26 protein-coding genes are annotated in these 26023 nt (G+C 48.6%); 12 read left to right on the top strand and 14 right to left on the bottom strand.

The annotated features are described in order from the left end of the window. Positions 1–252: 252 nt before the first annotated feature. The 5 genes from proB to O3681_RS04085 all read left to right on the top strand — a co-directional run bounded on the left by proB (position 253) and on the right by O3681_RS04085 (position 3902). Positions 253–1056, top strand: coding sequence for a glutamate 5-kinase (gene proB / locus O3681_RS04105; RefSeq protein ID WP_371459345.1), 804 nt, complete (start codon positions 253–255; stop codon positions 1054–1056). Between the two features lie 9 nt (positions 1057–1065). Then, a complete protein-coding gene (locus O3681_RS04100) occupies positions 1066–2316 on the top strand; it encodes a glutamate-5-semialdehyde dehydrogenase (RefSeq protein ID WP_371459344.1) in 1251 nt (416 codons plus the stop codon). An 86-nt stretch (positions 2317–2402) separates the two neighbouring features. Further along, positions 2403–2714 (top strand): Grx4 family monothiol glutaredoxin, encoded by a 312-nt coding sequence (gene grxD, locus O3681_RS04095; RefSeq protein ID WP_003681608.1) that lies wholly within the window; start codon positions 2403–2405, stop codon positions 2712–2714. A 146-nt stretch (positions 2715–2860) separates the two neighbouring features. Further along, positions 2861–3487 (top strand): uracil phosphoribosyltransferase, encoded by a 627-nt coding sequence (gene upp, locus O3681_RS04090; protein WP_003746048.1) that lies wholly within the window; start codon positions 2861–2863, stop codon positions 3485–3487. A gap of 97 nt (positions 3488–3584) precedes the next feature. After that, entirely contained in the window at positions 3585–3902 is a 318-nt protein-coding gene (locus O3681_RS04085) for a DUF2322 family protein (protein ID WP_188213688.1), read from the top strand. A 61-nt stretch (positions 3903–3963) separates the two neighbouring features. Here O3681_RS04085 and trxA read toward each other — a convergent pair whose 3' ends face one another. The 9 genes from trxA to O3681_RS04040 all read right to left on the bottom strand — a co-directional run bounded on the left by trxA (position 3964) and on the right by O3681_RS04040 (position 12206). Further along, complete coding sequence (gene trxA / locus O3681_RS04080) at positions 3964–4296, bottom strand: thioredoxin TrxA (protein WP_004520846.1); 333 nt, start codon at positions 4294–4296, stop codon at positions 3964–3966. Between the two features lie 126 nt (positions 4297–4422). Beyond that, positions 4423–5988: an ABC transporter ATP-binding protein gene (locus O3681_RS04075; protein ID WP_371459343.1), complete on the bottom strand. Its 1566-nt coding sequence runs from the start codon at positions 5986–5988 to the stop codon at positions 4423–4425. 81 nt (positions 5989–6069) lie between these two features. Continuing rightward, positions 6070–7623, bottom strand: coding sequence for a fatty acid--CoA ligase (locus O3681_RS04070; protein WP_371459342.1), 1554 nt, complete (start codon positions 7621–7623; stop codon positions 6070–6072). Positions 7624–7942: 319 nt separating this feature from the next. Then, positions 7943–8728: a TatD family hydrolase gene (locus O3681_RS04065; protein ID WP_107723477.1), complete on the bottom strand. Its 786-nt coding sequence runs from the start codon at positions 8726–8728 to the stop codon at positions 7943–7945. Positions 8729–8732: 4 nt separating this feature from the next. Beyond that, positions 8733–9086 (bottom strand): PilZ domain-containing protein, encoded by a 354-nt coding sequence (locus O3681_RS04060; protein ID WP_003682949.1) that lies wholly within the window; start codon positions 9084–9086, stop codon positions 8733–8735. A 10-nt stretch (positions 9087–9096) separates the two neighbouring features. Then, positions 9097–10077 carry a DNA polymerase III subunit delta' gene (locus tag O3681_RS04055; protein WP_107723476.1) on the bottom strand — a complete coding sequence of 327 codons (981 nt, stop codon included), beginning with the start codon at positions 10075–10077 and terminating at the stop codon, positions 9097–9099. Positions 10078–10399: 322 nt separating this feature from the next. Beyond that, on the bottom strand, positions 10400–11716 hold the full coding sequence (locus O3681_RS04050) for an MFS transporter (protein ID WP_107723475.1): 1317 nt from the start codon (positions 11714–11716) through the stop codon (positions 10400–10402). Next, on the bottom strand, positions 11713–11901 hold the full coding sequence (gene ccoS, locus O3681_RS04045; RefSeq protein ID WP_003681462.1) for a cbb3-type cytochrome oxidase assembly protein CcoS: 189 nt from the start codon (positions 11899–11901) through the stop codon (positions 11713–11715). Before ccoS ends, O3681_RS04050 begins: the two co-directional genes overlap by 4 nt. After that, complete coding sequence (locus O3681_RS04040; RefSeq protein WP_371459341.1) at positions 11901–12206, bottom strand: hypothetical protein; 306 nt, start codon at positions 12204–12206, stop codon at positions 11901–11903. Before O3681_RS04040 ends, ccoS begins: the two co-directional genes overlap by 1 nt. A 235-nt stretch (positions 12207–12441) precedes the next feature. Here O3681_RS04040 and O3681_RS04035 point away from each other — a divergent pair, with 235 nt between their 5' ends. Continuing rightward, positions 12442–13638, top strand: coding sequence for an acetate kinase (locus O3681_RS04035; protein WP_371459340.1), 1197 nt, complete (start codon positions 12442–12444; stop codon positions 13636–13638). Between the two features lie 169 nt (positions 13639–13807). On the opposite strand, the gene O3681_RS04030 is transcribed toward O3681_RS04035, so the two are convergent. The 3 genes from O3681_RS04030 to O3681_RS04020 form a co-directional block, all read right to left on the bottom strand. After that, positions 13808–15073 (bottom strand): histidine-type phosphatase, encoded by a 1266-nt coding sequence (locus O3681_RS04030; protein ID WP_036490205.1) that lies wholly within the window; start codon positions 15071–15073, stop codon positions 13808–13810. Positions 15074–15214: 141 nt separating this feature from the next. After that, positions 15215–17977, bottom strand: coding sequence for a TonB-dependent receptor domain-containing protein (locus O3681_RS04025; protein ID WP_371459339.1), 2763 nt, complete (start codon positions 17975–17977; stop codon positions 15215–15217). A gap of 385 nt (positions 17978–18362) precedes the next feature. Beyond that, entirely contained in the window at positions 18363–18824 is a 462-nt protein-coding gene (locus O3681_RS04020) for a cytochrome c (protein WP_107810825.1), read from the bottom strand. Positions 18825–18956: 132 nt separating this feature from the next. Here O3681_RS04020 and O3681_RS04015 point away from each other — a divergent pair, with 132 nt between their 5' ends. The 6 genes from O3681_RS04015 to O3681_RS03990 all read left to right on the top strand — a co-directional run bounded on the left by O3681_RS04015 (position 18957) and on the right by O3681_RS03990 (position 24309). Next, complete coding sequence (locus O3681_RS04015; RefSeq protein ID WP_070633432.1) at positions 18957–19781, top strand: SDR family oxidoreductase; 825 nt, start codon at positions 18957–18959, stop codon at positions 19779–19781. A gap of 113 nt (positions 19782–19894) precedes the next feature. Then, positions 19895–20368, top strand: a complete 474-nt coding sequence (locus O3681_RS04010; RefSeq protein ID WP_049329244.1) for a Fur family transcriptional regulator — start codon at positions 19895–19897, stop codon at positions 20366–20368. Further along, the gene (locus tag O3681_RS04005) at positions 20356–21285 is read left to right on the top strand and encodes a GTP-binding protein (RefSeq protein WP_371459338.1); all 930 of its coding nucleotides are present in this window, start codon (positions 20356–20358) and stop codon (positions 21283–21285) included. The genes O3681_RS04010 and O3681_RS04005 overlap by 13 nt, the downstream gene beginning before the upstream one ends. Positions 21286–21383: 98 nt before the next feature. Next, positions 21384–22439 (top strand): ABC transporter permease subunit, encoded by a 1056-nt coding sequence (locus O3681_RS04000; protein ID WP_300481710.1) that lies wholly within the window; start codon positions 21384–21386, stop codon positions 22437–22439. A gap of 36 nt (positions 22440–22475) precedes the next feature. Continuing rightward, positions 22476–23516 carry an ABC transporter permease gene (locus tag O3681_RS03995; RefSeq protein ID WP_371459337.1) on the top strand — a complete coding sequence of 347 codons (1041 nt, stop codon included), beginning with the start codon at positions 22476–22478 and terminating at the stop codon, positions 23514–23516. Between the two features lie 112 nt (positions 23517–23628). Beyond that, positions 23629–24309 carry a sulfite exporter TauE/SafE family protein gene (locus O3681_RS03990; RefSeq protein WP_371459336.1) on the top strand — a complete coding sequence of 227 codons (681 nt, stop codon included), beginning with the start codon at positions 23629–23631 and terminating at the stop codon, positions 24307–24309. Between the two features lie 85 nt (positions 24310–24394). Here O3681_RS03990 and O3681_RS03985 read toward each other — a convergent pair whose 3' ends face one another. Next, positions 24395–25204 (bottom strand): sulfite exporter TauE/SafE family protein, encoded by an 810-nt coding sequence (locus O3681_RS03985; protein ID WP_371459335.1) that lies wholly within the window; start codon positions 25202–25204, stop codon positions 24395–24397. Position 25205: 1 nt separating this feature from the next. Then, the gene (gene pssA / locus O3681_RS03980) at positions 25206–25985 is read right to left on the bottom strand and encodes a CDP-diacylglycerol--serine O-phosphatidyltransferase (protein ID WP_371459334.1); all 780 of its coding nucleotides are present in this window, start codon (positions 25983–25985) and stop codon (positions 25206–25208) included. Positions 25986–26023 lie beyond the last annotated feature (38 nt).

The following is a 26023-nucleotide window of genomic DNA, read 5'->3' as shown; positions in this document are numbered from 1 at the left end:
GAACAGTCTGTATTTATCGTGGCAGGCCATGTTCTCAACAATCGGTAAAAGGCCGTCTGAAACCTGAAATAGGGTTTCAGACGGCCTTTTGTTTTATTGTTAACGGATTCGGATAAGAGCTGAAAATACGGCTTTTAAAGGAAGCATTTTTAATTTTGTCTGTATTTTCTATTGCTTCGCAGTTATGATGTGGATTAGCTTGGCTGAAATAATGCCGCGTGCAATCATAAAAATAGAAAGCAGAGGAGAATAATGAAACGAGATTTTGAAGCAGTAAAACGCATTGTCATTAAGATTGGAACCAGTTCTTTGGTGTTGCCAAACGGCAAAATTAATTTGGTAAAAATCGACCAACTGGCCTTTGTCATTTCCAGCTTAGTTAGTAAGGGCAAAGAAATTGTGCTGGTGTCTTCCGGCGCGATGGGCTTTGGGCTGAATGTCCTCAATATGGAAAAACGTCCGGCGGAAATGGCGCAGCAGCAGGCTGTTTCCAGCGTCGGCCAAGTGGCCATGATGAGCCTTTATTCGCAGATTTTTTCCCATTATCGGATGACGGTATCGCAAATCCTGCTGACGCGTGATGTGGTCGAATATCCGGAAAGTTTGGCAAACGTTACCAATGCTTTTGAATCCCTGCTTTCCATCGGCGTCATCCCTATTGTCAATGAGAACGACGCGGTCAGCGTGGACGAGATGGACCATGCGACCAAGTTTGGCGATAACGACCGTTTGTCGGCAGTTGTAGCGAAAATCGTTAAAGCCGATTTGCTGATTATGTTGTCCGATATCAACGGTTTGTTTGATAAAAATCCGGCTGTTCACGCCGATGCTAAGCTGCGCAGCCATGTTACCGATATTACCGAAGAAATTATTGCTTCTGCCGGCGGCTCGGGCAGTAAGTTTGGTACGGGCGGCATGCTCAGTAAGATAAAGAGTGCGCAGATGATGTTTGAACATCACGGGCAGATGGTGTTGATGAACAGCGCCAATCCGCGCGATATTCTTCAGGTTTTAGATGGCGCGCCTATCGGAACGTGGTTTGCACAAGAGAAATAGGGAGGTTTGATGAGCTATATCGAACAGTTGGGCAAGAATGCCCAAAAAGCCAGTAAAACGTTAATTAGTTTGGGAAGCGTGGAAAAAAACAATCTGCTGCGTCAGGTTGCGGCGGCTTTGGTTGAACAGGCTGAGATGATTTTGGCGGAAAATACCCGCGATTTGGCCGCTGCAAAAGAAAACGGCATTTCGGACATTATGCTCGACAGGCTGCGCTTGAATCATGAACGCATTAAAGGCATTGCGGAAGGCGTTGAGCAGGTTGCCGATTTGCAGGACCCGATTGGGCAGGTTGTCCGCGGCTATACTAATCTGGACGGTTTGAAGATTGTTCAGAAACGTGTGCCTTTGGGCGTGGTTGCCATGATTTTTGAAAGCCGCCCGAATGTTTCGGTCGATGCGTTTTCTCTGGCCTTTAAAACCGGCAATGCCATTATTTTGCGCGGCGGTCGCGATGCCATCCATTCCAATACCGCATTGATTGCCGTCATCAGGCAGACTTTGGTACAAGCGGGAATGGATGCCGATGTGGTGCAGCTGGTTGAGGATACCAGTCATGCCGCTGCCGAGGAATTGATGCAGGCAGTCGATTATATTGATGTGCTGATTCCGCGCGGCGGCGCGCGCTTGATTCAGACGGTGAAAGAGAAATCGAAAGTTCCCGTCATTGAAACCGGAGTCGGTAATTGCCATATTTATGTAGATGACAGTGCCGATTTGGAGATGGCGGTCGATATCGTCGTGAATGCCAAAACGCAGCGCCCAAGCGTGTGTAATGCCGCTGAATCTTTGGTTGTTCATGAAAAGATAGCGGAGGCGTTTTTGCCCAAACTGGAAGAAGCCGTTGCCAAAGTGCATCCGGTCGAATTTAGAGCCGATCAGGAAGCACTGCGTATGTTTAAAAATGCTGTTTTGGCAACCGAGGAAGATTACAGTACCGAGTTTCTTGACTATATTATGTCGGTCAAAATAGTGAAAACAGTGGAAGAAGCCGTCGATTGGATTAACGGCCACACGACGCATCACTCGGAAGCGATTGTGACCCAAAGCATTGCCCATGCCGAGTTTTTCCAAGAAAGCATTGATGCGGCGGCGGTTTATGTCAATGCGTCCACTCGGTTTACCGATGGCTTTGTGTTCGGATTGGGCGCGGAAATCGGGATTTCCACCCAAAAAATGCACGCCCGCGGCCCGATGGGTTTGGAAGCGCTGACTTCGACCAAGTTCTACATCAACGGCAACGGTCAGATCCGACGTTGAGAAACGCCCCCCAATTCCATCAATTTGCGTATAATGGCGGGAAATTTGATTTTCCCCGAACAACCGATTTAGTAAAAGGAATACACATGTCCTCTATCCACGATCAAATCAAAGAAGTCGTAACCACCCACCGCGTCGTATTGTTCATGAAAGGCACGAAGCAATTCCCGCAATGCGGCTTCTCTTCCCGTGCCGTACAAATCCTGAATGCGGCAGGTTGCACCGACTATGTGACTGTCAACGTATTGGAAAACGATGCCGTACGCCAAGGCATTAAAGAATACAGCGATTGGCCGACCATTCCTCAACTGTACGTTAATGGCGAATTTGTCGGCGGTTCTGACATTTTGATGGAAATGTACGAAGCCGGCGAACTGCAAGAATTGCTGAAAGCTTAATTATCCACAATATTCCGTAATGTAAAATTGTTGACAAAGGCCGTCTGAAACCCTGATTCAGACGGCCTTTCGCGTGAATACGCACTTTGCGCGCCATGCGAAAAAAAGTATAATCCCTCTCCATCAACGCAATTCGGAAAATCAACATGAACGTTACCGTTATCAACCACCCTTTAGTCCGCCACAAACTCACGCTGATGCGTGAAGCGGATTGCAGCACTTACAAATTCCGCACGCTTACCACCGAGTTGGCACGTCTGATGGCATATGAGGCCAGCCGTGATTTTGAAATTGAAAAATACATTATTGACGGCTGGTGCGGCTCTATTGAAGGCGACCGCATCAAAGGCAAAACGCTGACCGTCGTCCCGATTTTGCGTGCCGGTTTGGGTATGCTAGACGGCGTACTCGACCTGATTCCGACTGCCAAAATCAGCGTTGTCGGCTTGCAGCGCGATGAAGAAACGCTAAAACCGGTTTCTTATTTTGAAAAATTTGTCGACAGCATGGACGAACGTCCCGCGCTGATTATCGACCCAATGTTGGCGACCGGCGGCTCTATGGTTGCCACCATCGACCTTTTGAAAGCCAAAGGTTGCCGTAACATCAAAGCATTGGTATTGGTTGCCGCACCGGAAGGCGTGAAAGCCGTCAACGAGGCGCATCCTGATGTAACCATCTACACTGCCGCGCTCGACAGCCACTTGAACGAACACGGCTACATCATCCCAGGCTTGGGCGATGCCGGCGATAAGATTTTCGGTACACGTTAATTGAAATGTTTAAGGCCGTCTGAAAAGTGTCAAACATCAACTTTCAGACGGCCTTGTTATATGGTTTGCTTTAAAACCCACATCAGAAAGGACAATCATGAGCTTCCAAGATAATCTGGCCACCATGCCTGCCATCGACCATTTGAGCGGCTTGGATATTCTCGATAAAGAGGGCAATGTGGTTCATCACATTCCCAATGCACCCGGCAAACAAGGCTCGCTCAAGCTTTACCATGCTTTGGCGCAAGAGTTTGACGGCAAGCTGGACGCAGCGGCGGCAGAACGCGGCTTGGCATGGTTTGCCGAGCATGTTGCCGATGCCGAAGCCAATCCGGGCAAACATCCGAATATTGATTTGCTGTTTAAAGTGAAGGCTGAAAATGCCAGCCTGATTTTGAAACCATTGGCTGCTTAATGAATACAAAAAAAGCCGTCTGAAAATTGTTTTCAGACGGCCTTTTTATATGCTTAAAGCCTTAAGCGATAGAAGCTTCAACGAATGCAGTCAGTTGGCCTTTAGCCAATGCGCCGACTTTGGTTGCAACGTTTTTGCCGTTTTTGAACACCATCAGGGTAGGGATGCCGCGAACGCCGAATTTGGCAGGAGTGACTTCATTTTCGTCGATATTGATTTTAACGACTTTCAGACGGCCTTGGAATTCGGAGGCAATGTCGTCCAAGATTGGGGCGATCATTCTGCAAGGGCCGCACCATGGTGCCCAGAAGTCCAGCAATACAGGTACGTCGGATTTCAAAACGTCTTGTTCGAAGCTGGCATCGCTGGCGTGGATAATCAATTCGCTGCTCATGTTTGTTTCCTTTTAAATCGGGATTAATGAATATGTTGTTCAGAATAGTGGCAGACAGGGAAAATTTCAAGTGCCGCCACTAGGTAATAGTTTTTTTGAAATGCGCCTATCGTAATCTTTAAAGATTCAGACGGCCTCTTGAACCATGTGGCCGGAGTGTGCAATCAAATGGCGCGTGTAGTCGCTGCTTGGATTGGCAAACACGTTTTCACATTCGCCTTCTTCAACGATTTTACCGTCTTTCAACACCATCACGCGGTGGGAAATGGCGCGGATGACGGCGAGGTCGTGGCTGATGATGATGAAGGCGAGGCCGTATTCTTTTTGCAGGCCGCTGAGCAATTCAAGGATTTGTTGTTGCCATTGGACATCAAGCGCGCTGGTTGGTTCGTCCAAAACGAGGATTTTCGGGCGGACAATGATGGCGCGGGCGATGGCGAGGCGTTGGCGCTGGCCGCCGGAGAATGCGTGCGGATAGCGTTCGAGTGCGTCTTCGGGCAGGCCGACTTGTTTGAGGACTTCTTGAACGCGGCGGCGCATTTCTTCGCGCGGCATTTCAGGTTCGTGAACGCGCAAGGCTTCGGAAACGGTATCAAAGACGTTCATGCGCGGATTGAATGCGCCGAACGGGTCTTGGAACACCATTTGGATTTCGCGGCGCAATTCGTGTCGCCATGGCTCGCCGTTGATGTTCAGGCTGCCTTCGGAATCGATAAGGTGCATAACGGCTTTTGCCAGCGTGGTTTTGCCGCAGCCACTTTCGCCGATAATGCCCAATGTTTCCCCCGATTTGAGATCGAAAGAAACGGGGTTGAGAATGATTTTGTCGCGTTTTTTAAACCAGCCGTCTGATTCTTTGACGGAAAAGGCGATTTGTTCGGCCTTAAGGACGGTGGCAGGGTTTTCAGGCAATGGAGCCACTCGGCGCGTTGTGCCGGCGTTGAGCAACATTTTGGTGTATTCGTGCTGCGGATTGGCGAAGACTTCGTTTGCTTTGCCGGTTTCGAGGATGCGGCCGTTACGCATAACGGCGACATCATCGGCAAAACGGCGCACAAGGTTCAAGTCGTGCGTAATGTAGAGCATGGTCATGCCGTGTTCTTCCTGCAGGCGTGAGAGCAGGTCGAGAATTTGGGCTTGAACGGCAACGTCTAAAGCAGTGGTCGGTTCGTCGGCAATCAGGAGCTTGGGCTGGGCTGATACGGCCATGGCAATCATGGCGCGTTGGCGTTGGCCACCGGAAAGTTGGAAAGGATAGGCCTGGGCTTTTTGCTCGGGCTGGTGGATGCCGGTTTCGTCCAGGAGTTCGATAGCGCGCGCCCATGCCTGTTTTTTATCCAAACCCAAATGCAGGGACAGGACTTCGGCGATTTGTTCGCCGACGCGCATGACAGGGTTGAGGGCGGTCATGGGTTCTTGAAACACCATGCCGATTTCGCGGCCGCGCAGTTTTTGCAGGGCGCGTTCGGGCTGGGTCAGCAGATCGGTTCCGCAATATTTCAGACGGCCTTCAAAGCTAACCATCGGATTCAGGCGCATAATGCCTTGCGACAATACGGTTTTGCCGCTGCCACTCTCGCCGACCAATGCCAGTTTGCGGCCGGGTTGCAAGGTCAGGTTGATATCGTGCAGGACTTGCTTGCTCGGAAAGGAGCCGTTTAGGTTTTCGATTTCGAGTATCGGTGTCGTCATGGTTGTGGCCGTCTGAAAAGTTTGTTGATGACAGGTTTTCAGACGGCCTGCATGAATCAAGGGGCCGTCTGAAACAGCGGTTTAGTCTTGAAACTGTTCTTTGAGTTTGCGTTTTAACACTTTGCCGGTCGCATTGCGCGGCAGCTCGTCTTGGAAGATGATTTGTTTGGGGATTTTAAAGTTTGCCAACAGGCCGCGCAGGTGGCTGCGGACTTCGGCTTCTTCCAGTTTCATGCCTTCTTTGAGTTGGATAAAGGCAATGATTTCTTCATCGGCGTATTGGTCTTTCACGCCGATTACGGCGGCGGCTTCCACGGCTTCGAGTTTGTAGATGGCTTCTTCGATTTCACGCGGATAGACGTTTTGGCCTTTGGAGATAATCAGGTCTTTTTTGCGGTCAACGATGAAGATGAAGCCGTCTTCGTCTATGGTGACGAAGTCGCCGGTTTTCAGCCAACCGTTGACGATGGTTTCATCTGTGGCGTCAGGCATATTGAGGTAGCCCTGCATGACTGAGCCGCCTTTGATGATGAGTTCGCCCACTTCGCCGCGCGGCACTTCGATCAATTCGTCATCGACGGCTTTCACGGTCAAACCGGGCAGGGCGACACCGACGCTGGCGGTTTTTTGGCGCTCAGGCGTATTGACAGCAACAACGGGCGAGCATTCGCTCAAGCCGTAGCCTTCCAGTAATTTGGCACGCGGGAATTTGGCTTTGAAGTCGTCAATGGTTTGTCCGGCCAGAGGCGCGCCGCCGCTGATAAACAGGCGGACGCGGTTGAACCATCTGAAATACCAAGGAATTTTGGCTTTGCTCATGGCGGTGTAAATAGCCGGTACGCCGAGGAAAATGGTAGCGCGTTTGAGCAAAACCTGTTTCAACACGTTGGAGAACGGGAAGACGGATTTGACCAAAATAATCGAGCAGGCTTTGTATATCGGCAGCAAAACCATGGCGGTCAGCGTAAAGCTGTGGAACATGGGCAAGAAAACGACGAAGCGGTCTTTGCTTGAAATTTGGAAAATTTGTTCGATGCCCGAAAGGTTGGAAAACAGGTTGCTGTAACTGATTAATGCGCCTTTTGGGTGGCCAGTTGTGCCGGATGTATAGATAATGTGCGCCAAATCGTTGACGGACGGCTGACGGCTCAGATTCGGCTTGCCGGGGAATGTACGCGCGGCATCGAAATAGCTGTCATCGCCACTGGCGGCGTTGGTTTCACCAATCCAGATGATTTTATTGACTTTGGTTTTGGTTTTGATGTTTTTGAGTTCTTTGGCCAACGGCGCGGAGGCGAACATAAAGCGTGCGCCGCAGTCATTGAGGATATAGGAAAATTCTTCGCTTTTCAAAAAGACGTTGAGTGGGACGGCTACCGCGCCGATGGAAGTAATGGCGAAATAGGCGGCAATAAATTCGGGAGAGTTGGAAACGACAAGGGCGACCCTGTCGCCATATTGTACGCCTTGGTGTTGCAGATAGGCGGCGACGGTTTCTACTTCGCGTTTGAGGGAGGAATAGCTGATTTTTTCTTTGTCGTTGAAAATGACCGTGCCTTTACCGTTTTTTTGGCAGGCTGCAGTCAGCATAGCGTAAAAATTAGGGTGGGTGTGCATTTCGGAGTTTGTGTCCATATTGTGTCGATTGATGTACGGTTTCGATGAACCGTTTATTTCGAAGGATAGGTTTTACATCCTATCGGTAAAATAAGCAAGAGGCCGTCTGAAAATACTTTCAGACGGCCTTGAGCTTTGCTGGGCTTAGGAAAGCAATATTTTGAATTTAAACTTATTTATTGTGTTGATGAGAATATTCGCATTCTTCAAAAGTCTGCCGTTCGGAAGATAGCGCAAGCCAATTGCGTTTCTGTCTCAAGCCATTTTGAGTTTACTGCCGTGTTTGAGGCAGAACCCGGATGACGGGTAGGCAGAGCAGATGATAGAAGCTCTAGGCTTAACCGTTGTTCAGACGGCCATCGGGTACTTTCTTAAACAGGCGATAGAAATTGTCGCTGGTGTTTTGTGCCAATGTTTCCAAGCTCTCGCCGCGCAGATTGGCTAAGAACTCAGCCGTATAGCGGACGTAGGACGGCTCGTTTTGTTTGCCGCGCTTGGGAACCGGCGCGAGGAAGGGCGCATCGGTTTCTACCAAGATTCTGTCGGCAGGGACGTATTTGGCGGCTTCCTGTATCAGCGGTGCATTTTTAAACGTTACAATGCCGGAGAAGGAGATATACATGCCCAAATCCAAAGCGACTTTGGCAAAGGCGACGTCTTCAGAGAAGCAGTGAATCACGCCGGAGTTGGTGTGGCACTCTTTCAAAATCCGCAATGTGTCTTCGGCTGCATCACGCGTGTGGACGATAACGGGCAGGCCGCTTTCGTTGGCGGCTTGGATATGGTCGGCAAAGCGTTGATGTTGCCATGACAAATCGCCTTTGCACCAGTAATAGTCCAAACCGGTTTCGCCAATACCGACGATTTTCGGATGTTTGGCCGCTTCTACCATTTCGGCAATGGTAAATTCTTCCGCTTCTTGGCTGTCGGGATGTATGCCGATGGTGCAGTAGATATGGTCATTTGCCTGAGCAATGTCGAAGACTTCGGCAAAACTTTGTTTGCTGACGCTGATGGCAAGCGCCTGTTTGACGCTTTGCGCTTCCATATTGGCAAAGACTTCGGGTAGGCGGTCTTTTAAGCCGTCAAAGTTGAGATGGCAATGTGAGTCGATTAAATACATGGTATTACAGGGTAAAAGTAGTGCGGTCGCTGCGCAGGCGCGGGCCAAGCTCGGCTTCGATCAGGTTTTTTGCCTGCAGGCAGCTTTCGTGTTCGGAGAATGCAAGACCTACGCCTTTAGGGCGGTGAGCCGAAGTGCGCGCCGGATTGATCCAAACGACTTTGGTTGGCAGGAAACGTTTGGGATAGTCGGCGATTTCTACGGCCAAGAGGATGTCTTCGCCTAGGGAGAATACGTCATCGGTCGGTACGAACAGTCCGCCGTGTTCTAAAAACGGCATATAGCAGTTGTACAACAGATTGGGGTCTTTGAGTTGCAAAGCCAACATCTTCGCCGGAATGTCTTTTTTATTCATCATTGATTACCTGTTAGGGTTTGTTTTGCCAAAAATCTAAATATTCGATAAGCAGATACTCAAGCTGCATTTTAACACTCAAGGTATGGTATCCGTAAGGGTTGAGCGCGTTCAGACGGCCCAATAGGGCAAACAGCTTGCGTGAATCGGTTTTAGAGGCCGTCTGAAGCAGGGCTTGGGCATGGTGCGGATAATAAAGCGGCGTCATGCTTTGTTGTGCCAAGCCGACATCCATCAGCCACTTTTGCAGCCAGTCGATGAAAACGGCCAGCGGTTGTTTTTGTTTGTCGAACGCGGCGGCGTAGTCGAGTATAGCCAACAGGCGCGGTGCAGCTAACAGCGTCAGCAACTCTTCACGCAATGCGTCCAATTCGGGAGTCGGTGTAAATAAAGGCGCGCCGCTGTGGAATGCCAACAAGGCTTCGGCATTTTCCACGCCCTGTTGACGCAGGTATGCCGCAGCCTGCTCATGGGTAGGCGAGGGCAGCACCATCTGGCGGCAACGGCTTTTGATGGTGGGCAGGAGTTTGTCGCGCGCATGGGTAACGAGCAGGAAAACGACGTGTTGCGGCGGTTCTTCCAAAGCTTTCAACAAACCGTTTGCCGCCTGTGTATTCATGCTTTCCGCCGGATGTACCAATACCACGCGCAGGCCGCCTCGGACAGCGGTCAGGTAAATGTTTTCCACAATATCGCGCACGGCATCGATTTTGATTTGCAGGAGTTTGCGTCCCGTTGCCTCGCCTTCGGGCATTTCCGGCGTGAGTTCGTAAAAGTCGGGATGCGTGTTTTGGCTGAACAAATGGCACGAAGCGCACTCGCCGCAGGGTTCATGGCCGGACTTGGGCGATTCGCACAGCAATGCCTGCGCGACAAAGCGGGCAAACTCGGTTTTGCCGGTATTTTCTTTGCCGGTAAACAGCCAAGCGTTAGGTCGGTTTTGCCAATGGGCGGCGAGCTGTTGCCATTGGGTTTCATGCCATGGATAAATCATATCGTTTGGGAACTATTAGGTAGGTAGTTATTATACTCTCAGGCCGTCTGAAAAAGGTTTCAGACGGCCTTTAATAAACTGCCTAAAAATTAATCAAATATATTTTTGCTTTGAAATATCAATTGTTAAGTTTACTTATTCACAGCCTTTGCACATGCTTATTTAGGGGAAATGTGCATTTTGTTTGGCGGTAAAGTTGTGCTTAAAATTTAGGCAGATGTGTTTTTTAATGTTAAATCAGACAGTAATCTGATTTATGCACAAACTGTCCACGCGATTGAACAGTGAAAATGTGCATGGTGGGGAGACATTTCAGACGGCCTTATTTGCTGATTTTCAACAAAGCGGTCAAATCCCCGATAAATTTCGGTTCCCGTTTGATGAGGTAAACAATCAACGGAATATTACCTACGGCAACAATCAAATACAGCAGCGTGATGCTGTCGAACAACATCAGCAAAACCGCGCTCAAAATGGCAGCCGACACCATAAACACGCCGTTGATGATGTTGTTGGCGGCAACAGCATGGGCGCGGAAGGTTTCGCTGCTGGCAGTTTGCAGCCAAGTGTAGAGCGGTACGGAGAAGAAGCCGCCGAAAAAGCCGATGGCCGACATCACGAGCATAATCGGATACGCCTTGGCTTGCGATAAAAACCAAATAATGCCGTTTAATTCGGTAAAGCGTTGGCCTTGGGTCAGCCACACCAGCAATAATCCACAGACCGTCAGCCCCAGAGTGCCGATGGTAACCAAGCCCAAAATCAGGCGCTCATGGCTGAGTTTGGCGCATAACACCGAGCCGATGGCGATACCGATGGAGAACAGCGCCAACATCAGGTTGAACACATTATCGTTGCCGCCCAAATGGATTTGCGTGAACGTCGGTAGTTGGGTGGTATAAACCGAGCCGATAAACCAAAACCATGAAATACCGATGATGGACGTGAATACGGGACGATTGGCCGCCGCTTCACGAATCAGTGAATTCGTGCCTTTGATGATGTTCCATTCGATTTTTGTGTCCGGCATTTTAGCGGGTACAGACGGCATAAACAGGCTGGTCATCGTACCGCCGATGGCGACCAATAACACCAAACTGCCGACAATATACGGCGGAACACCTGCGACTGCGGTGCCCAAAATTTGGCCGAGCAAAATGGCGATAAACGTACCCGATTCAATCAGGCTGTTGCCCATAATCAGCTCTTTGTCGTTGAGGTAATCGGGCAAAATGGCATATTTCAGAGGGCCGAACAAAGTCGATTGCGTACCCATGCAAAACAGGCAGATTAAAAGCAAAGGCGCGGATTGAATATAGAAGCCATATGCTGCCACTGCCATAATGATGATTTCCAACAGCTTGATCCAGCGCGCTAAAACGGCTTTATCGAATTTGTTGCTCAGCTGTCCTGACAGTGCGGAAAACAGGAAGTAGGGCAGAATAAACAGCATTGCGCCCAAATTCAGCATTTGGCTGGGCGGCAGAAAGTCGTTTTTACCCAAACCGTAAAAACTGATCATCACGAATAATGCGGTTTTGAACATATTATCGTTCAACGCGCCCAAAAACTGCGTCCCAAAGAGCGGCGCAAAACGGCGGGTCGTGTGGAAATTCAGATTGTCTTTTTTAAGGCTCATTGTTTGGATTCTTTGTCTTCGTCTTTTTCGATCAGTTTTTCAGTGGAGTCGTCATCCATCAAAATGCGGTGCGCAGGTCCTTCAAGGTCGTCAAATTGTCCGTTTTTACCCGACCACCAGAAAAACCAACCGATGATAAAGGCCAAAATAATGCTGATGGGGACAAGGATAAACATACTTTCCATTACATCGCTCCGGTCAAATCGGTCAGGATAAAGGTTTTACCGCTGATGGTCAGGTATTCGTTGCGCAACGCACCGATATTTTTATCTTCAAAAAACAATTCGATACGGTCTTTGACCACGCGCCAGTATTGTGGGATATCGGTTTGCTCAAAAGGCGACAATACCGCTGCTTCGGCTGCGTCTTCGCTTTGCAGCTTGATTGCGAAGCGTCCGCTTTGCGGCGGATTTTGCGATTCATCATCTGCCAACATAATAAAAAATCCGGCGTGTTCGCCGTCTTGAGTGTGGATACTGAAATAATGCATATCGGGAAATCTTCAAAACCGCCGTCATTTTTTCAGACGGCCTAAAATAAAATTCCGTCCATTTTACATCAAATATTAAGTCAAGCAGCCGATTACATTTTTTGTTAGAATACGACGTTTACTTTGTTAATCTGTTCAGACCGCTACCCACTACGTCCCACAAGGGGTGCAACCCAGCCGGAGCAGCAGTAAGGCCCCGACAAAAAATGCCGTCTGAAACCTCAAGGAGCATAAAATGACACAAAAATTAATCTTGGTTTTGAACTGCGGCAGCTCTTCTCTCAAAGGTGCCGTATTGGATAACGACAGCGGCGAAGTATTGCTGAGCTGCCTGGCAGAAAAACTCAATCTGCCTGATGCCTACATCACCTTTAAATTCAACGGCGAAAAACATAAAGTCGACCTGTCTGCCAAGCCTGACCACACCGGCGCAGTTGAAGCCCTGATGGAAGAACTCAAAGCCCACGGTCTCGACAGCCGCATCGGCGCCATCGGTCACCGCGTCGTCAGCGGCGGCGAACTGTACAGCGAATCCATCCTCGTTGACGACGAAGTTATCGCTGGCATCGAAAAATGTATCCCGCTCGCTCCCCTGCACAACCCTGCGCACCTCTTGGGTCTGCGTGCCGCACAAAGCATCTTCAAAGGTCTGCCTAACGTTGTCGTATTCGACACCGCCTTCCACCAAACCATGCCGGAACATGCCTACACCTACGCTATTCCACATGAACTGTATGAAAAATACGGCTTGCGTCGTTACGGCGCGCACGGTACCAGCTACCGCTACGTTTCCGATGAAACCGCCCGTTTCCTCGGCAAAGACAAAAAAGACCTGCGCATGGTGATTGCCCACTTGGGTAACGGCGCATCTATTACCGCCGTCGCCAACGGCGAATCACGCGATACCAGCATGGGCCTGACCCCGCTGGAAGGTTTGGTAATGGGTACCCGCAGCGGCGACATCGATCCCGCAGTGTTCAGCTTCTTGGCTGAAAATGCCAACATGACCATCGCCCAAATCACCGAAATGCTGAACAAAAAATCAGGTCTGCTCGGTATTTCAGGTTTGTCCAATGACTGCCGTACCATCGAAGAAGAAGCTGCCAACGGCCACGCAGGTGCCAAACTGGCTCTAGAAATCTTCATCTACCGCTTGGCTAAATACATTGGCAGCATGACAGTAGCGGCAGGCGGTTTGGACGCATTGGTCTTCACCGGCGGTATCGGTGAAAACTCCGACATCATCCGCGAACGCGTATTGGGTTACTTGGGCTTCCTCGGTCTGCACATTGACCAAGAAGCCAACCTGAAAGCCCGCTTCGGCAATGCCGGTGTGATTACCACTACCGACAGCAAAGCTGTTGCCGTTGTGATTCCTACCAATGAAGAATTGATGATTGCACACGATACTGCCCGTCTGAGCGGCCTGTAATCCGTCATTATTGAAAACCTGCCCGAAAGGGCAGGTGTATAGATGAAGAAAATTTTGAGAATATATTGAGAAAAGCCGGTAAACATTACGTTTGCCGGCTTTTCCGTTTGATCCACTCGCAGTTTCTGCGAATTCTCTTTTAAGTATTTTTCATAGGGTTGCATGAATGCTATTTCTTACCGTTCTTAATACCCTCACTCAACACCTGTTGAAAACGCTCGTAATCACAAAAGCCCTTTTCATCTTTTTCACAGCCTTTGAGCGTTAAAGCTGTTTGGTTTGGTGGTGTCGCTAAACTTAATGGCGTGGTGTTAATCAGCTGTTCGGTAGATTGATACACATAATCCAACTTAAATTTGAGCTTACCACTTGGTTTGTGCTTCCATACTTCAAATAGCAGCTTGCCACCGATTGGGATATTTTCCAATGAACCATCTAATTCATAAGGCTCAACACCTAATGCAGCCAGCAGAGCGACGATATTAGAATCGTGTCCAACCAATAAGTTAATTTTATTTTCGCTATTTAGCTGCTGCTGAATAAATGCCAATAACGGATATGATGCATTTTGTGCTAACGCTTCATTGTTTTTAAATAAAGTGCGGTAATATTCGTTTTTAATTTCGTTAATTGCGCGCCATTTTTCTTGGCTATCCACACGACCGTTTGCAATTTCAGAATCAGGCTTACCCACATAATGTGCGAGCAATAATGCACTGACAATTTTCTTCCCGGTGCTGATAGAACCAGTAATCTTGACCGACTTGCCGTCTTTGATACTGTATTCACCGACTTTTCCACCTAAATCACATTCGCCTTTTTGCAAGCAGTTTGGTGAATTTTTATAATCGATGATTTCACTCAATAGCGCATAATTTGGCGCTAATTTTTGCTGTAAAGCGGTTAAATCAACGTTATTTTTTGCAGATTCAATCAAAGCTTGGCTTGGATTGTGCGCCTGCGTGTTAAAAATTGGATCTTTTTCTGAACCAATTTCACCGTGATGTTGCAGTTGAACATTACAGCCTGCAAAAGCTCCCGCCACAATGGCCTGACCTGTTGCAATGGTGCGTTGCACTCCATTCGCATAAGCGAAAATACCTTCACCCGATGCACAACGATCTGTCGTTAATAATCCTTTATCCGCAAGCCATTGTCCTAAATATTGGCCGAAATAGGTTTCTAGCACTGTCCCTTTTGCCGTGAGATAACCAGATGGCACATCCCATTTTGCCCACGCATACGGGGAATATTTCGCCATTTCTTGCGGATCTTTTTCCACTGGTGAACGCAATCCGTGTCGGCTGAAAATCAATACTTTCTCTAATTCATAATCAGAACTTGAGGAAGTTTGACCATTTTCTGTTGCAAACGCACTACTTGCTAAAGCTGAGCCAAGCAAAAGTGCGGTGAATTTTAGGGTTATTTTTTTCATATTCGATACCTAATCATTTAATGTTGAAATTGAGCTATAAAAATTCAAGGCATATTTGGTGCCGTAAACTAACACCATAAATACTGCAACAATATTGACTACCGCTTAATCAGTGCAATATTAAGATACTGATAGATAGGTTTAGAACTTATAACTGATGGTAAACAGCAAAGTCCTGCCTCGTGCGTAGTTGTTCAAAACGGAGCGTGTCGTACCGCCATATTTGCCATTGCATAAACCGTTGGCATCGCATTCGACTTCCTCATCATCTAAACCGCCTTTTCTTTCAAATACGCTGAAATAGCGCTGGGTTGCGGCATCATTTGCGGCATCCAAAGGATCGACATAGCGTTTATTGAACGCATTTTGAATGTCAAAACGAAGGATAAGGTTTTTCTTCGGTTCATAATTGGCATAGAAATCAAAAATCATCGGCTGTCTGTTGATGCTTTCTGTTTTTTTGATCACCCTTCTGCCCATTTGATGTGAAGAGTAGGTATTAGCACCGGTTGTACCGTCAACAAATTCCTCCTCAGTCGTCGCCCGTGTACTTTTGCCGTAATAGCGCATAATGCCGCCGATGGTCAATTTATTGCCCAACCATCGGGACCCTAATTCAAAACGGCCATAATCTCGGGGCAGGCGGGAAATTTTGCTTAAGCCGTAGCCTTGTTTGATTTGGTCTTCTTTAGAAGAATTACGGGGAGATTCGCTGGCATCGCTATAGTTAGTCGGCTGGTTGGTTTTTTGATATGCGTAAGACAGGGTTGTAAAAAAGCGGCCGAAATCATAGTTCATTTCCACTTCCAAACCATTTTTATGGACAGGTTTGGCATAGTTTCGATGCTGGATGGAGTATTGCAGGCCGGTACTGGTTACCCAGCTGGGTGCTTTATCCAAATCCCACCATTTGCCATAAACATTGTGGATATAGTTGTTGATCCTGCTGCGATAGGCGACCAGTTTGAAACCCAATACATCGTCCGGCTTGAAAATCCCTTTTTTGAAGGTATTGAAGCCTATTTGGTAAGTATTGGCCTGTTCCGGCTTGAGGGCGGTATTAACGCCCGAATCGCCGATTTGTGAAAAATACATTTCTTGAATATTCGGCATTCTATGCGTACGCGAATAGCTGATAAACGGCATAAAGTAGTCGTTGACATTGATGTTTAATGCCACCGAATGGTTTACCGCATGCTTTTTACCGGATTTGGTATAAACCGGTTCGTAAAGGTCGCAGCTTGGCGTGCAATGCTGTTTATAAATTTCAGAATCTTCTCCAAATGCTTTTTTAAAGTCTTCTTGGGTATTGAAGTAGTCGGTATATTCGCCTTTGTAGCGGTAGTTGACCATATTGGCGCTGTAATTCAATTGATAAATGCCTTTTTTCAAGGAAGTATCAAAATAGAACGTATTGAATTTTTGCTGGCCTGAAGGTTGCAATATGGTTGATTTCTGAGGAAATATTCCTTTGTCGCCTTTGAAGCGGCCTAAAAAGCTGTACAGGCCGGCATCTTGATCGGGGCCGTCGTAAAAAAGGCTCAGCTCTTCTGGAAAGCGGTTTTTACTGTATTGGTTTTTAAAGAAATTGAAACCGACAGTAGCTTTTAAATCTGTTTTTTTGGGAAGTTTGAAAGAAAAGCTGTTGTTGATATCCAAAAGATTGGCTGTGTTTTTGGTTTCCAAATAATCAAGCAGCCCCCATCCTGAAAAACGTGAGTTTTTCGGATATTTTTGTTTTCCCAAATTATGGGCGGCCAACACGTTTAAATCGACATAATCGCCAATGTTTAAATTGTAATTGGCTTGGTAGTTGCGGTTTTCTACTTTGCGGCTGCCGATACGGTTGTTCATGGTACGAAGCTGAAGGTCCAGCTTGTTGTTGTCGTTTTCGTATTCCACTTTGACCAAATGGCTGTTTGAGCGTTGTTGCAGGCTGGTCGGGTCGATTGGAGTCAGGTCCCATTGCGGTGCTAAATTCTCTTTCCAGCTTCTTTCCAAGTCATCGACATAATCTCTTTGCAAAACTTCAGGATCGTTATATTTTTTGGAGAAAGGGTAGTCCCAATAGCTTTTACCGACCGCATTGCGTTTGGAAAAGTCACGAACCCAGAGATTTTGTTCGTGGTCGAATTTCAATAAGTTGCTCTCAAAATATTCTTGTTTTTTACGGTCCAAATATTCCTCGCCAAAATTGCCGATACGCTGACCGCCGCCGCCTACTTTATAGTTTTGCTCGACATTACGGTGGCTGTAACCATATAACGCACCAAGGCGTGCGCCACTGTCAAACCATTTTTGTACTGCTCCGGTTGCCATAAAGTTGCTTTTGGTGCTGTTTGTACCGGTCAATCCTTTGGTCAAGAGGCCGAAGGTATTGTTTCCGTGTACCACATCGTCCACCCGTAAAGTACGGAAATTGGCTGTACCGGATAAGGTATTGATGCCGTTGGCACCCGAGAAACTGCCTTTTGTTACATCGACGCCGGCAATAAAATTGGGATCCAGTGCCGTACCGAATTGCGAGGAGCTGCCGCTGCGTCCGGCATCGGCAGAAGTGGAATAGAAGGTTTGGGTGACGCCGTCAACCATCGTATTGACACGTCCCAAACCGCTATCGCCACGGATATTGACTGCTAATACCCCCGATCCCTTGTCTTGTTGGGTGAAAACGCCGGGCATGCTCCGAACGATGGTATCGATGTTTTCGCTGGATTGATAAACGCGTTCACGCGAACTTTTGGCTTGGCCTTCGGTAAAAACTTTTTTCTCTTTGGCAATGTGTTTGCCTTTGACTTGAATTTCATCAAGCTCTTGAGTTGAAACCTCTTCTTCTGCGTGTGCGATACTGGTTATAGCCAGTAAAGATAATGTTAGTAGATTTAATTTGAAATTCGGATTCATGATAGTTACCTCAGAAACGAAGTTGCTACTGTATAACATATTATTAAACTTTACAAATATTTTGATAATGGTTTTTATTTGTTAAAAAATAAAGTAAAATTTTGTTTTATAAGATAATCCAAGCGCATATGATGAATCCGGCTGAAAAGATAAAGTAGGTCTGAATTTGAATTGGGTTGGTCGAGAAGAAGGGAGATTTAATTGAATTTAAATAGCCGGAATAAGAAAATTTGATTGCGATATGTGAACTGGGCCGTTGGTTTCAAATGAAACCGGTAAAAAACATGAAATGCAAAATATAAAGTTAATATAGAAAGATTTGAAGTCAGTTGAAGAAAAGGCCGTCTGAAAATGATATTTCAGACGGCCTTTATTGTTTTAAGCCTTATTCCGGACCGCGGAATGTGTCGTGGCAGGATTTACAGCTTGCACCGGTTTCGCCGTAAGCGGCTTTGATTTCTTCCAATTTGCCGGTTTGTGCGGCGGCGTTGAGTTTCTCAACTGCAGCGGCAAATTTTTCTTCTTCGGCTTTGAAGGTTGCCGTGTCTGTCCAGATGGCAGGCAGGGCGCGGCCGTTGCCTTGAGGGTCGGATTCAAACAAGGTGAACGGTTTTTTGCTGTTTTCGGCGAAGGTTGCGGCGGCTTGTTTGAATTTTTCTACGTCGTAAGGCTCTTCGTCTTTGACCATTTTGCCCATGCGGGTAAACTCGGGCATCATGGATTTGAATGCGGCCGTACGATCTTCGGAAATCGGGCCTTTAGGCTGGGAAGGCGCGCCGCTGCCGCCGCAGGCGGAAAGCGTAAGCACCACTGTTGCCAAAGCAACAGGGAGAAAACGGGTTTTCATATGGAGTGTGTCCTATTGTAATGATATGATTATCGTTAAATTTAAAATCAGCCGGCCAAACGCTCAGGCCGTCTGATAAGGCGTTATCATACCTTAAACCCAAGTCTGAAACGAGTATAGAAAGGAAACGATATGGCAATTTTGATTACCGGGGCATCGGCAGGATTTGGCGCGGCAATGTGCCGTACTTTTGTTGCGGCAGGCTATCATGTCATTGGCGCGGCACGGCGCGAAGACAAATTGCAGCAGTTGGCAGAGGAATTGGGCGAGCAGTTTTACCCTTTGGAAATGGATGTTTCGCGCACTGAGTCGATTCAAAACGCTTTGAACAGCCTGCCCGAGCATTTATCCGAAATCGATTGCCTGATCAACAATGCAGGTTTGGCTTTGGGTTTGGATTCTGCCGATAAAGCCGATTTTGGCGATTGGGAAACCATGATTCAAACCAATATCATCGGTCTGACTTTTCTAACCCGCCAGATTTTGCCGCAGATGGTAGCGCGCAAACAGGGCTATATCATCAATTTGGGTTCGATTGCCGGCAGTTATGCTTATTCCGGCAGTAATGTCTATGGTGCAACTAAGGCTTTTGTGCGCCAATTCAGTATGAACCTGCGCGCCGAATTGGCGGATAAAAACATCCGCATTACCAATATCGAACCGGGTTTGTGCGGCGATACCGAGTTTTCCAATGTCCGTTTCAAAGGCGACGATCAGCGTGCGGCCGAGGTTTATGAGAATGTCGAGTTTATCCAGCCGCAAGATATTGCCGATACCGCGTTGTGGCTCTATCAGCGTCCGGCGCGGATGAACGTCAATTCCATCGAAATCATGCCGGTTGCCCAGACCTTTGCAGGCATGAAAGTTTACCGCGATGAGCCTGCTCCGGTGAAGGAAGAAACGTTTGAAAAACAAAGCATGTCTTTGTTTGGAAAAATTAAATCTTGGTTTAAGTAATCGGCATCAGGCCGTCTGAACGTTTCAGACGGCCTCTTTGTTATCTGAAATTGAACAAACACGTTATAATGTAATTTTTTATTAACAAGGCCGTCTGAAAGGCTGTTTCAGTTATGAACGCAATCAAACAAAAAATCTTAGAACAAGCGCAGCGCGATGGCGTGCAGGTAACCGCATTGCGCGAGCAAGTGCTTGATATTGTTTTGAAACAAAGCGGCGTGATTAAAGCCTACAACGTTCTGTCGCAGATGCAGCAGCAAAGCGAGGGCGTGGTTGCGCCGCCGACGGCCTACCGCGCCCTTGATTTTTGGGCGGAGCAGGGCGTTTTGCACAAAGTGGCGGCGGTCAACGGCTATATTCTGTGCAGCCATGCGCAGCACGAGTGCAACGACCATTGCCATGACCACGAAGAAGCCGAAGCGCATCACAGCGCGTTTATTTTGGTTTGTACCGAATGCGGTACGGCAGATGAGCAGACCTTGAGCCAAGAATGGGCGGCATTGCGTGCAGGCGTGGCCGAAACCGGTTTCTCATTAAAAGAAGAACATGTTGTTTTAACAGGAATTTGTAAAAAATGTCAGAAGTAAAAAAGACTAAAGTCCACCTGATTTCAGGCTTCCTCGGAACAGGCAAAACCACCGCCCTTAAAAGTTTGATGGCGCAAAAAGACCCGAATGAAAAATGGGTCATCATCGTCAACGAATTTGGCGAAATCGGCATTGACGGCGCCGTCTTGAGCGACAACGGCATTCCCGTGGCAGAAATCGCCGGCGGCTGTTTGTGCTGTACTGCCGGTGCGCAAATGGGTACGACCGTACAAAAAATGCTGCGCGATGCCCAACCCGACCGCTTGATGATTGAAGCCAGCGGCCTGGCGCACGCCGCCAGCGTTATCGACGAACTGAAAGCCAAGCCGCTCGACAGTATGTTGGAAATCGGCGCCGTCTTTACTGTTGTCGATCCGCGCCAGTTTATTAATCCCGATTACGCGCAACAGGCTTTGTATAAAGACCAAATCGGCATTTGCGACGTATTAGTTGCCAGCAAAACCGACTTGTGCACGCCGGAGCAGCTGGCTGAGTTTCACGATAAAGCATCCAAGCTGTTCCCGCCCAAAGCCAAAGTGGTTGAAGTACAAAATGCGCAACTCGACATCCAATGGCTTGATATTCCCGTTGTCGAAAAATCGCGCTACCGTCTCAAAGCCCTGCCGGATAACACCATGGGCTTCCAGTCCCAAGGTTTCACTTTCCCTGCCGGGCGTGATTTCGACGGCGAAAAACTGACTGATTTCTTCAACGACCTGCCTAAATTGACAGACGGTCTCGTGCGCGCCAAAGGCGTATTCCAAGTGCTCGGTACATGGGTATGGCTGAACTGGGTGGACGGTCAATGGGGCGCAAACCAAGTTTCGTGGCGCCGTGACTCGCGCTTTGAGCTGATTGCCAAATCGTTTGATGCAGATTTGATTGAGAAGAAATTGCAGGAGGCGTTGGAGAAGTAAATCATCGTCCAAACGCTTATTAATCCATTACTATATGCCGTCTGAAGTCAGCAGTTTCAGACGGCCTTCAAATCAAAAAAATAGAGGAACACTTAACCATGTGGCGTTATATCTTTCATCGTTTGCTTCTTTTGATTCCCACGTTGTTGGGGATTTTGGCGATTACTTTCGCCGTGATTCAGTTTGTTCCCGGCGGTCCGGTGGAGCAGATGGTTCAGCAGCTGACGCAGGGTGCGGTTGGCGGTGAGACGGCGGGGCGCAGTATTCCCGGAACTCTGGCCAAAAACGGCAACCGCATCAGTGCGGAAGATTTGGCCGCGCTGAATGCTTTATACGGTTTCGACAAGCCGCCTGTGACACGTTTTGTCGATATGGTATGGAAATTCGCCCGTTTCGATTTGGGCGAGAGCTTTTTCCACCATCAAACTGTATTTGAGCTGGTGAAAGAGAAAATGCCGGTATCGATGAGTTTGGGTTTGTGGACGTTTTTCCTGACTTATTTGATATGTATTCCGTTGGGTATTGCCAAGGCGGTCAGGGATGGCAGCCGATTTGATACGGTTACGGGTATGATCATTTTGGTTGGCTATACCGTACCGCCGTTTGTCTTGGGTTTGGTGTTGCTGGTGTTGTTTGGCGGCGGCAGCTTTTTTGCCTGGTTCCCGCAGGGCGGCTTGGTCGGCGATGATTTCGATACGCTCTCTTGGGCGGGTAAAGTCAAAGATTATTTGTGGCATATGGCTTTGCCGATTACCGCTTCGGTAGCAGGCAACTTGGCGGTGATGACCGTATTGACGAAAAACGTGTTCCTTGAAGAAATCCGCCGTCAATATGTTTATACCGCGCGAGCCAAGGGCTTGCCTGAGAAACAGATTCTGTGGAAGCATATTTTCCGTAACGCCATGATTCCTCTGATTACCGGTTTTCCGGCCGCATTTATTGGCGCATTCTTTACTGGAAGCCTGTTGATTGAAACGCTGTTCTCGCTGGATGGTTTGGGTTTGCTGTCTTACGAGGCAGTGATGAAACGTGATTATCCTGTTGTAATGGGTACGCTGTATGTGTTCACGCTGATGGGGTTGCTGGCTAAATTGGTGTCGGATATTTCTTATTCATGGGTCGATCCGCGCATTCACTTTGGCGGACAGAAATAAGGCCGTCTGAAAATATCTTCAATCCATTATTAAAGAATGTTTCGAACCATGAAAAAGAAAAAATCTACTTCAAACCCTACTTGGCAAGCCTTTAAGCAGCATAAGCGCGGTTGGTTGGCTTTGCGGATTTTGGCCGTTTTGTTTGTCGTCACTTTGCTTGCGCCTTTGTGGAGTAACGACAAACCTTTGTGGATACGTTATCAGGGCGAGTATTTCTTCCCCTTGGTAAACGAATACAACGAAACCACATTTGGCGGCGATTTCGATACGCCTGCGGATTATCTGGATCCGCTTATCCGCCACAACATTACTTCAGACGGCAATTTTGCCCTTTACCTGCCCAATCCTTACGATGCCGATACCTTAAACGATTTTGATACGGCACCCGATCCGGCCAAACCGTCCGAACGGCATATCTTGGGAACGGACGACCGCGGCCGCGACCTGTTGGCGCGCTTGGTTTACGGTTTCCGTGATTCGCTGCTGTTTGCCTTGGTGTTGACCGTGGTGACTACCGTGATTGGCGTGATTGCAGGAGCGGTGCAGGGTTATTTCGGCGGTAAAACCGACCTTCTGATGCAGCGTTTTATCGAGGTTTGGGGCGGTATGCCGGAGCTGTACCTCTTGATTATCCTGTCTTCGTTCTTTAATCCGGGGTTGTTGATTTTGCTGGTGTTGCTGTCGCTTTTCGGCTGGATGGGCTTGTCCGACTATGTCCGCGCCGAGTTTTTGAAAAACCGTCAGACCGATTACGTTTTGGCGGCGCGCGCGATGGGCGTGGGCAACCGTGAAATCATGTGGCGCCATATCCTGCCCAATAGCTTGACGCCGGTATTGGCTTTCCTGCCTTTCCGTATTTCCGGTGCGGTACTTGCCCTGACCAGTTTGGACTTCCTGGGCTTGGGCGTACCTGCTTCACAGGCAAGTTTGGGCGAGTTGCTGGCGCAAGGCAAAGACAACTTGGACGCGTGGTGGATCGGTCTGTCTGCCGTTGCTACGCTGACAGTGATGCTGCTTTTGCTGGTCATGATCGGCGAAGGTTTGCGTCAGGCATTTGACGTACGCGCACGCAGTTAATTGCTTTTCTAAAGCGTGAAGAGGGGGTGGGTGGAAAAGCCTGTCCTGCATTCTCAAGGCCGTCTGAAAAGTTTCAGACGGCCTCATCCATTCGTTTGAATCATTAAAAACCATGAATCAAGAAATCACATTTCTTACTCTTTTTCTGCTCGGTTTTTTTGGCGGAACGCATTGCGTCGGTATGTGCGGCGGATTGAGCAGCGCATTCGCTTTGCAGCTGCCGCCACATTTAAACCGAATCGGGCTGATTGTATTGTTGAATTTGGGGCGCATCAGCAGCTATGTCGTCATTGGCCTTCTGGTCGGCTTGGTCGGACAGGTCGGCATTTCCTTGGACGATACGCGCGCGGTTCAAAACGGTTTGTATATTGCCGCCAATGTCTTGCTACTTTTGCTCGGTCTGTATCTTGCCGGCATTTCGACTGCCGCAACCAAAATCGAAGGCATCGGCAAACCGATCTGGAAACGCCTGAATCCTTTGCTGAACAAATTGCTGCCGATTAAATCGGTGCCTGCCTGTTTCGGCGTGGGCGTGCTTTGGGGCTGGCTGCCTTGCGGCTTGGTGTACAGCGCGTCTTTGTATGCCTTGGGCAGCGGCAATGCCTTGCATGGCGGGCTGTATATGCTGGCGTTTGCATTGGGGACATTGCCGAACCTGCTCGCGATGGGCATATTTGCAGCGCAGTTGAAAACCTTTCTGCAAAAACGCATGGTTCGTTTGTTTGCCGGACTGTTGGTGGCAGGATGGGCGATATGGCGCTTGGCTGTATTTGCGATAGGGCAAATCGGGTAAGGTAAAAAGGTTTTATTTAGTTTGTTGCTTTGCAATCAAAAAGGCCGTCTGAAAGATTTTCAGACGGCCTTTTTATAAGAGAGATTTAATGTATCAAATTCCAAGTCATCTTGGCGGCAATCAGCAGCAACATAATACCGAAGGCGATTTTGAGTTTTCGGGCGGGCAGCTTGTGAGCTGTTTTTACGCCGAGCGGCGCAAAGAGGATGGTGGCAACGCTCAATATGGCCACGGCCGGAAGATAGATAAAGCCTGCCGCGCCTTCAGGCAGGTTGGCAACATGTAAACCGTTGGCAAAATAGCCGATGGTGCCGGCAACTGCAATCGGCCATGCCAGACCTGAAGATGTGCCGATGGCGCGGTGCGCCGAAAAGTTGCAATACAGCAGAAATGGGACGGATAAAGAACCGCCGCCGATACCGACCCAACTCGAAGCAGCCCCAAAAAGCGTGCCGACGGCTGTCAGGCCGGGGAGGGCAGGCAGGGTGCGTGAAGGTGTGGGTTTGGAGTCGCGTAGGGTTTTGAGTGCGATAAGGGTAAGAAATGCAATAAAGAAAACCTGCAAAGCCAGCGTCGGCATATATTTTGCCGTTACTGCGCCGAGGAAGACGCCGAGTATCATGCCCGGCGTCATCCGGCGGACGGTCGCCCAATCAATGGCGTGCTTTTTATGTTGGGCGTACATACTGGAGAAGGTGGTAAACACCATTACGGCAAAGGAAGTGCCGATGGCAAGATGCTGGGCATAGGGGTGGTCGCCTATGCCTTGCAGTTGCAACGCCCATAAGACAACGGGAACAATCAACGTGCCGCCGCCTACGCCGAACAGTCCGGCAATAAAGCCCGCTGCACTGCCAACGGCGAGCAGGGCAAGGATGATGTCCCAAGACCACATTTCAGACGGCCTTGTCGTGTTTGTGTGTTTTATGGCGTTTTTTAAACCAACGGATGATTGCCATCACATAACCGGACAGGCTGTAACCGAGGAAAAATAGGAAGAGGACGAGCGAAGGCTCCCAATTGATCAAAAGCAGAATCAATACGGCTAACACCATGCCCATAAACGGCACTTGGCGGCGGATATTGATTTCTTTGAAGCTCCAAAACGGAATCTGCACAATCATGGAAATGCCGGCAAACAGGGTGATACCCAATGCCCACCAATGCACGTTGAGGAAACGCTCGACGCTGTGGTTGACCCAAATCAGGCCGACAATCAACGCAGCGGCGGTCGGGCTTGGAACGCCGATAAACCAACGTTTATCGACTTTGCCGATAAGTGTGTTGAACAGTGCCAAACGCAGGGCGGCGCAGGCGCAGTAGATAAAGGCGACGGAATAGCCGATTTTGCCAAACTGCCAAAGTTGCCATTTGTAGGCAATCAGGGCAGGCGCCACGCCGAAACTGACCATATCGGCAAGGCTGTCGAGCTGTTCGCCGAACGCGCTTTGGCTGTTGGTCAGCCGCGCAACGCGTCCGTCCATGCCGTCGAGTAGCATGGAAAGGAAAACTGCAATCGCCGCCGTTTCATAACGTCCGTGCATGGACTGGGTAATGGCGAAGAAGGCGCAAAACAGTGCGGCGATGGTAAAGGAATTGGGCAGCAGGTAAATGCTGTTTTTGCGGATGGAGTTGCGTGGAGGAATCGGATTTTCTGTATTTTGTGAGTTGTCCATAATGTTTCCGTATATGCTGCGGGTGCAGATAAGGCATT

The sequence above is a fragment of the Neisseria sp. 27098_8_158 genome (assembly GCF_041433145.1).
Classification (GTDB): domain Bacteria; phylum Pseudomonadota; class Gammaproteobacteria; order Burkholderiales; family Neisseriaceae; genus Neisseria; species Neisseria subflava_E.
This window is presented reverse-complemented; position numbering and strand designations above follow the sequence as displayed.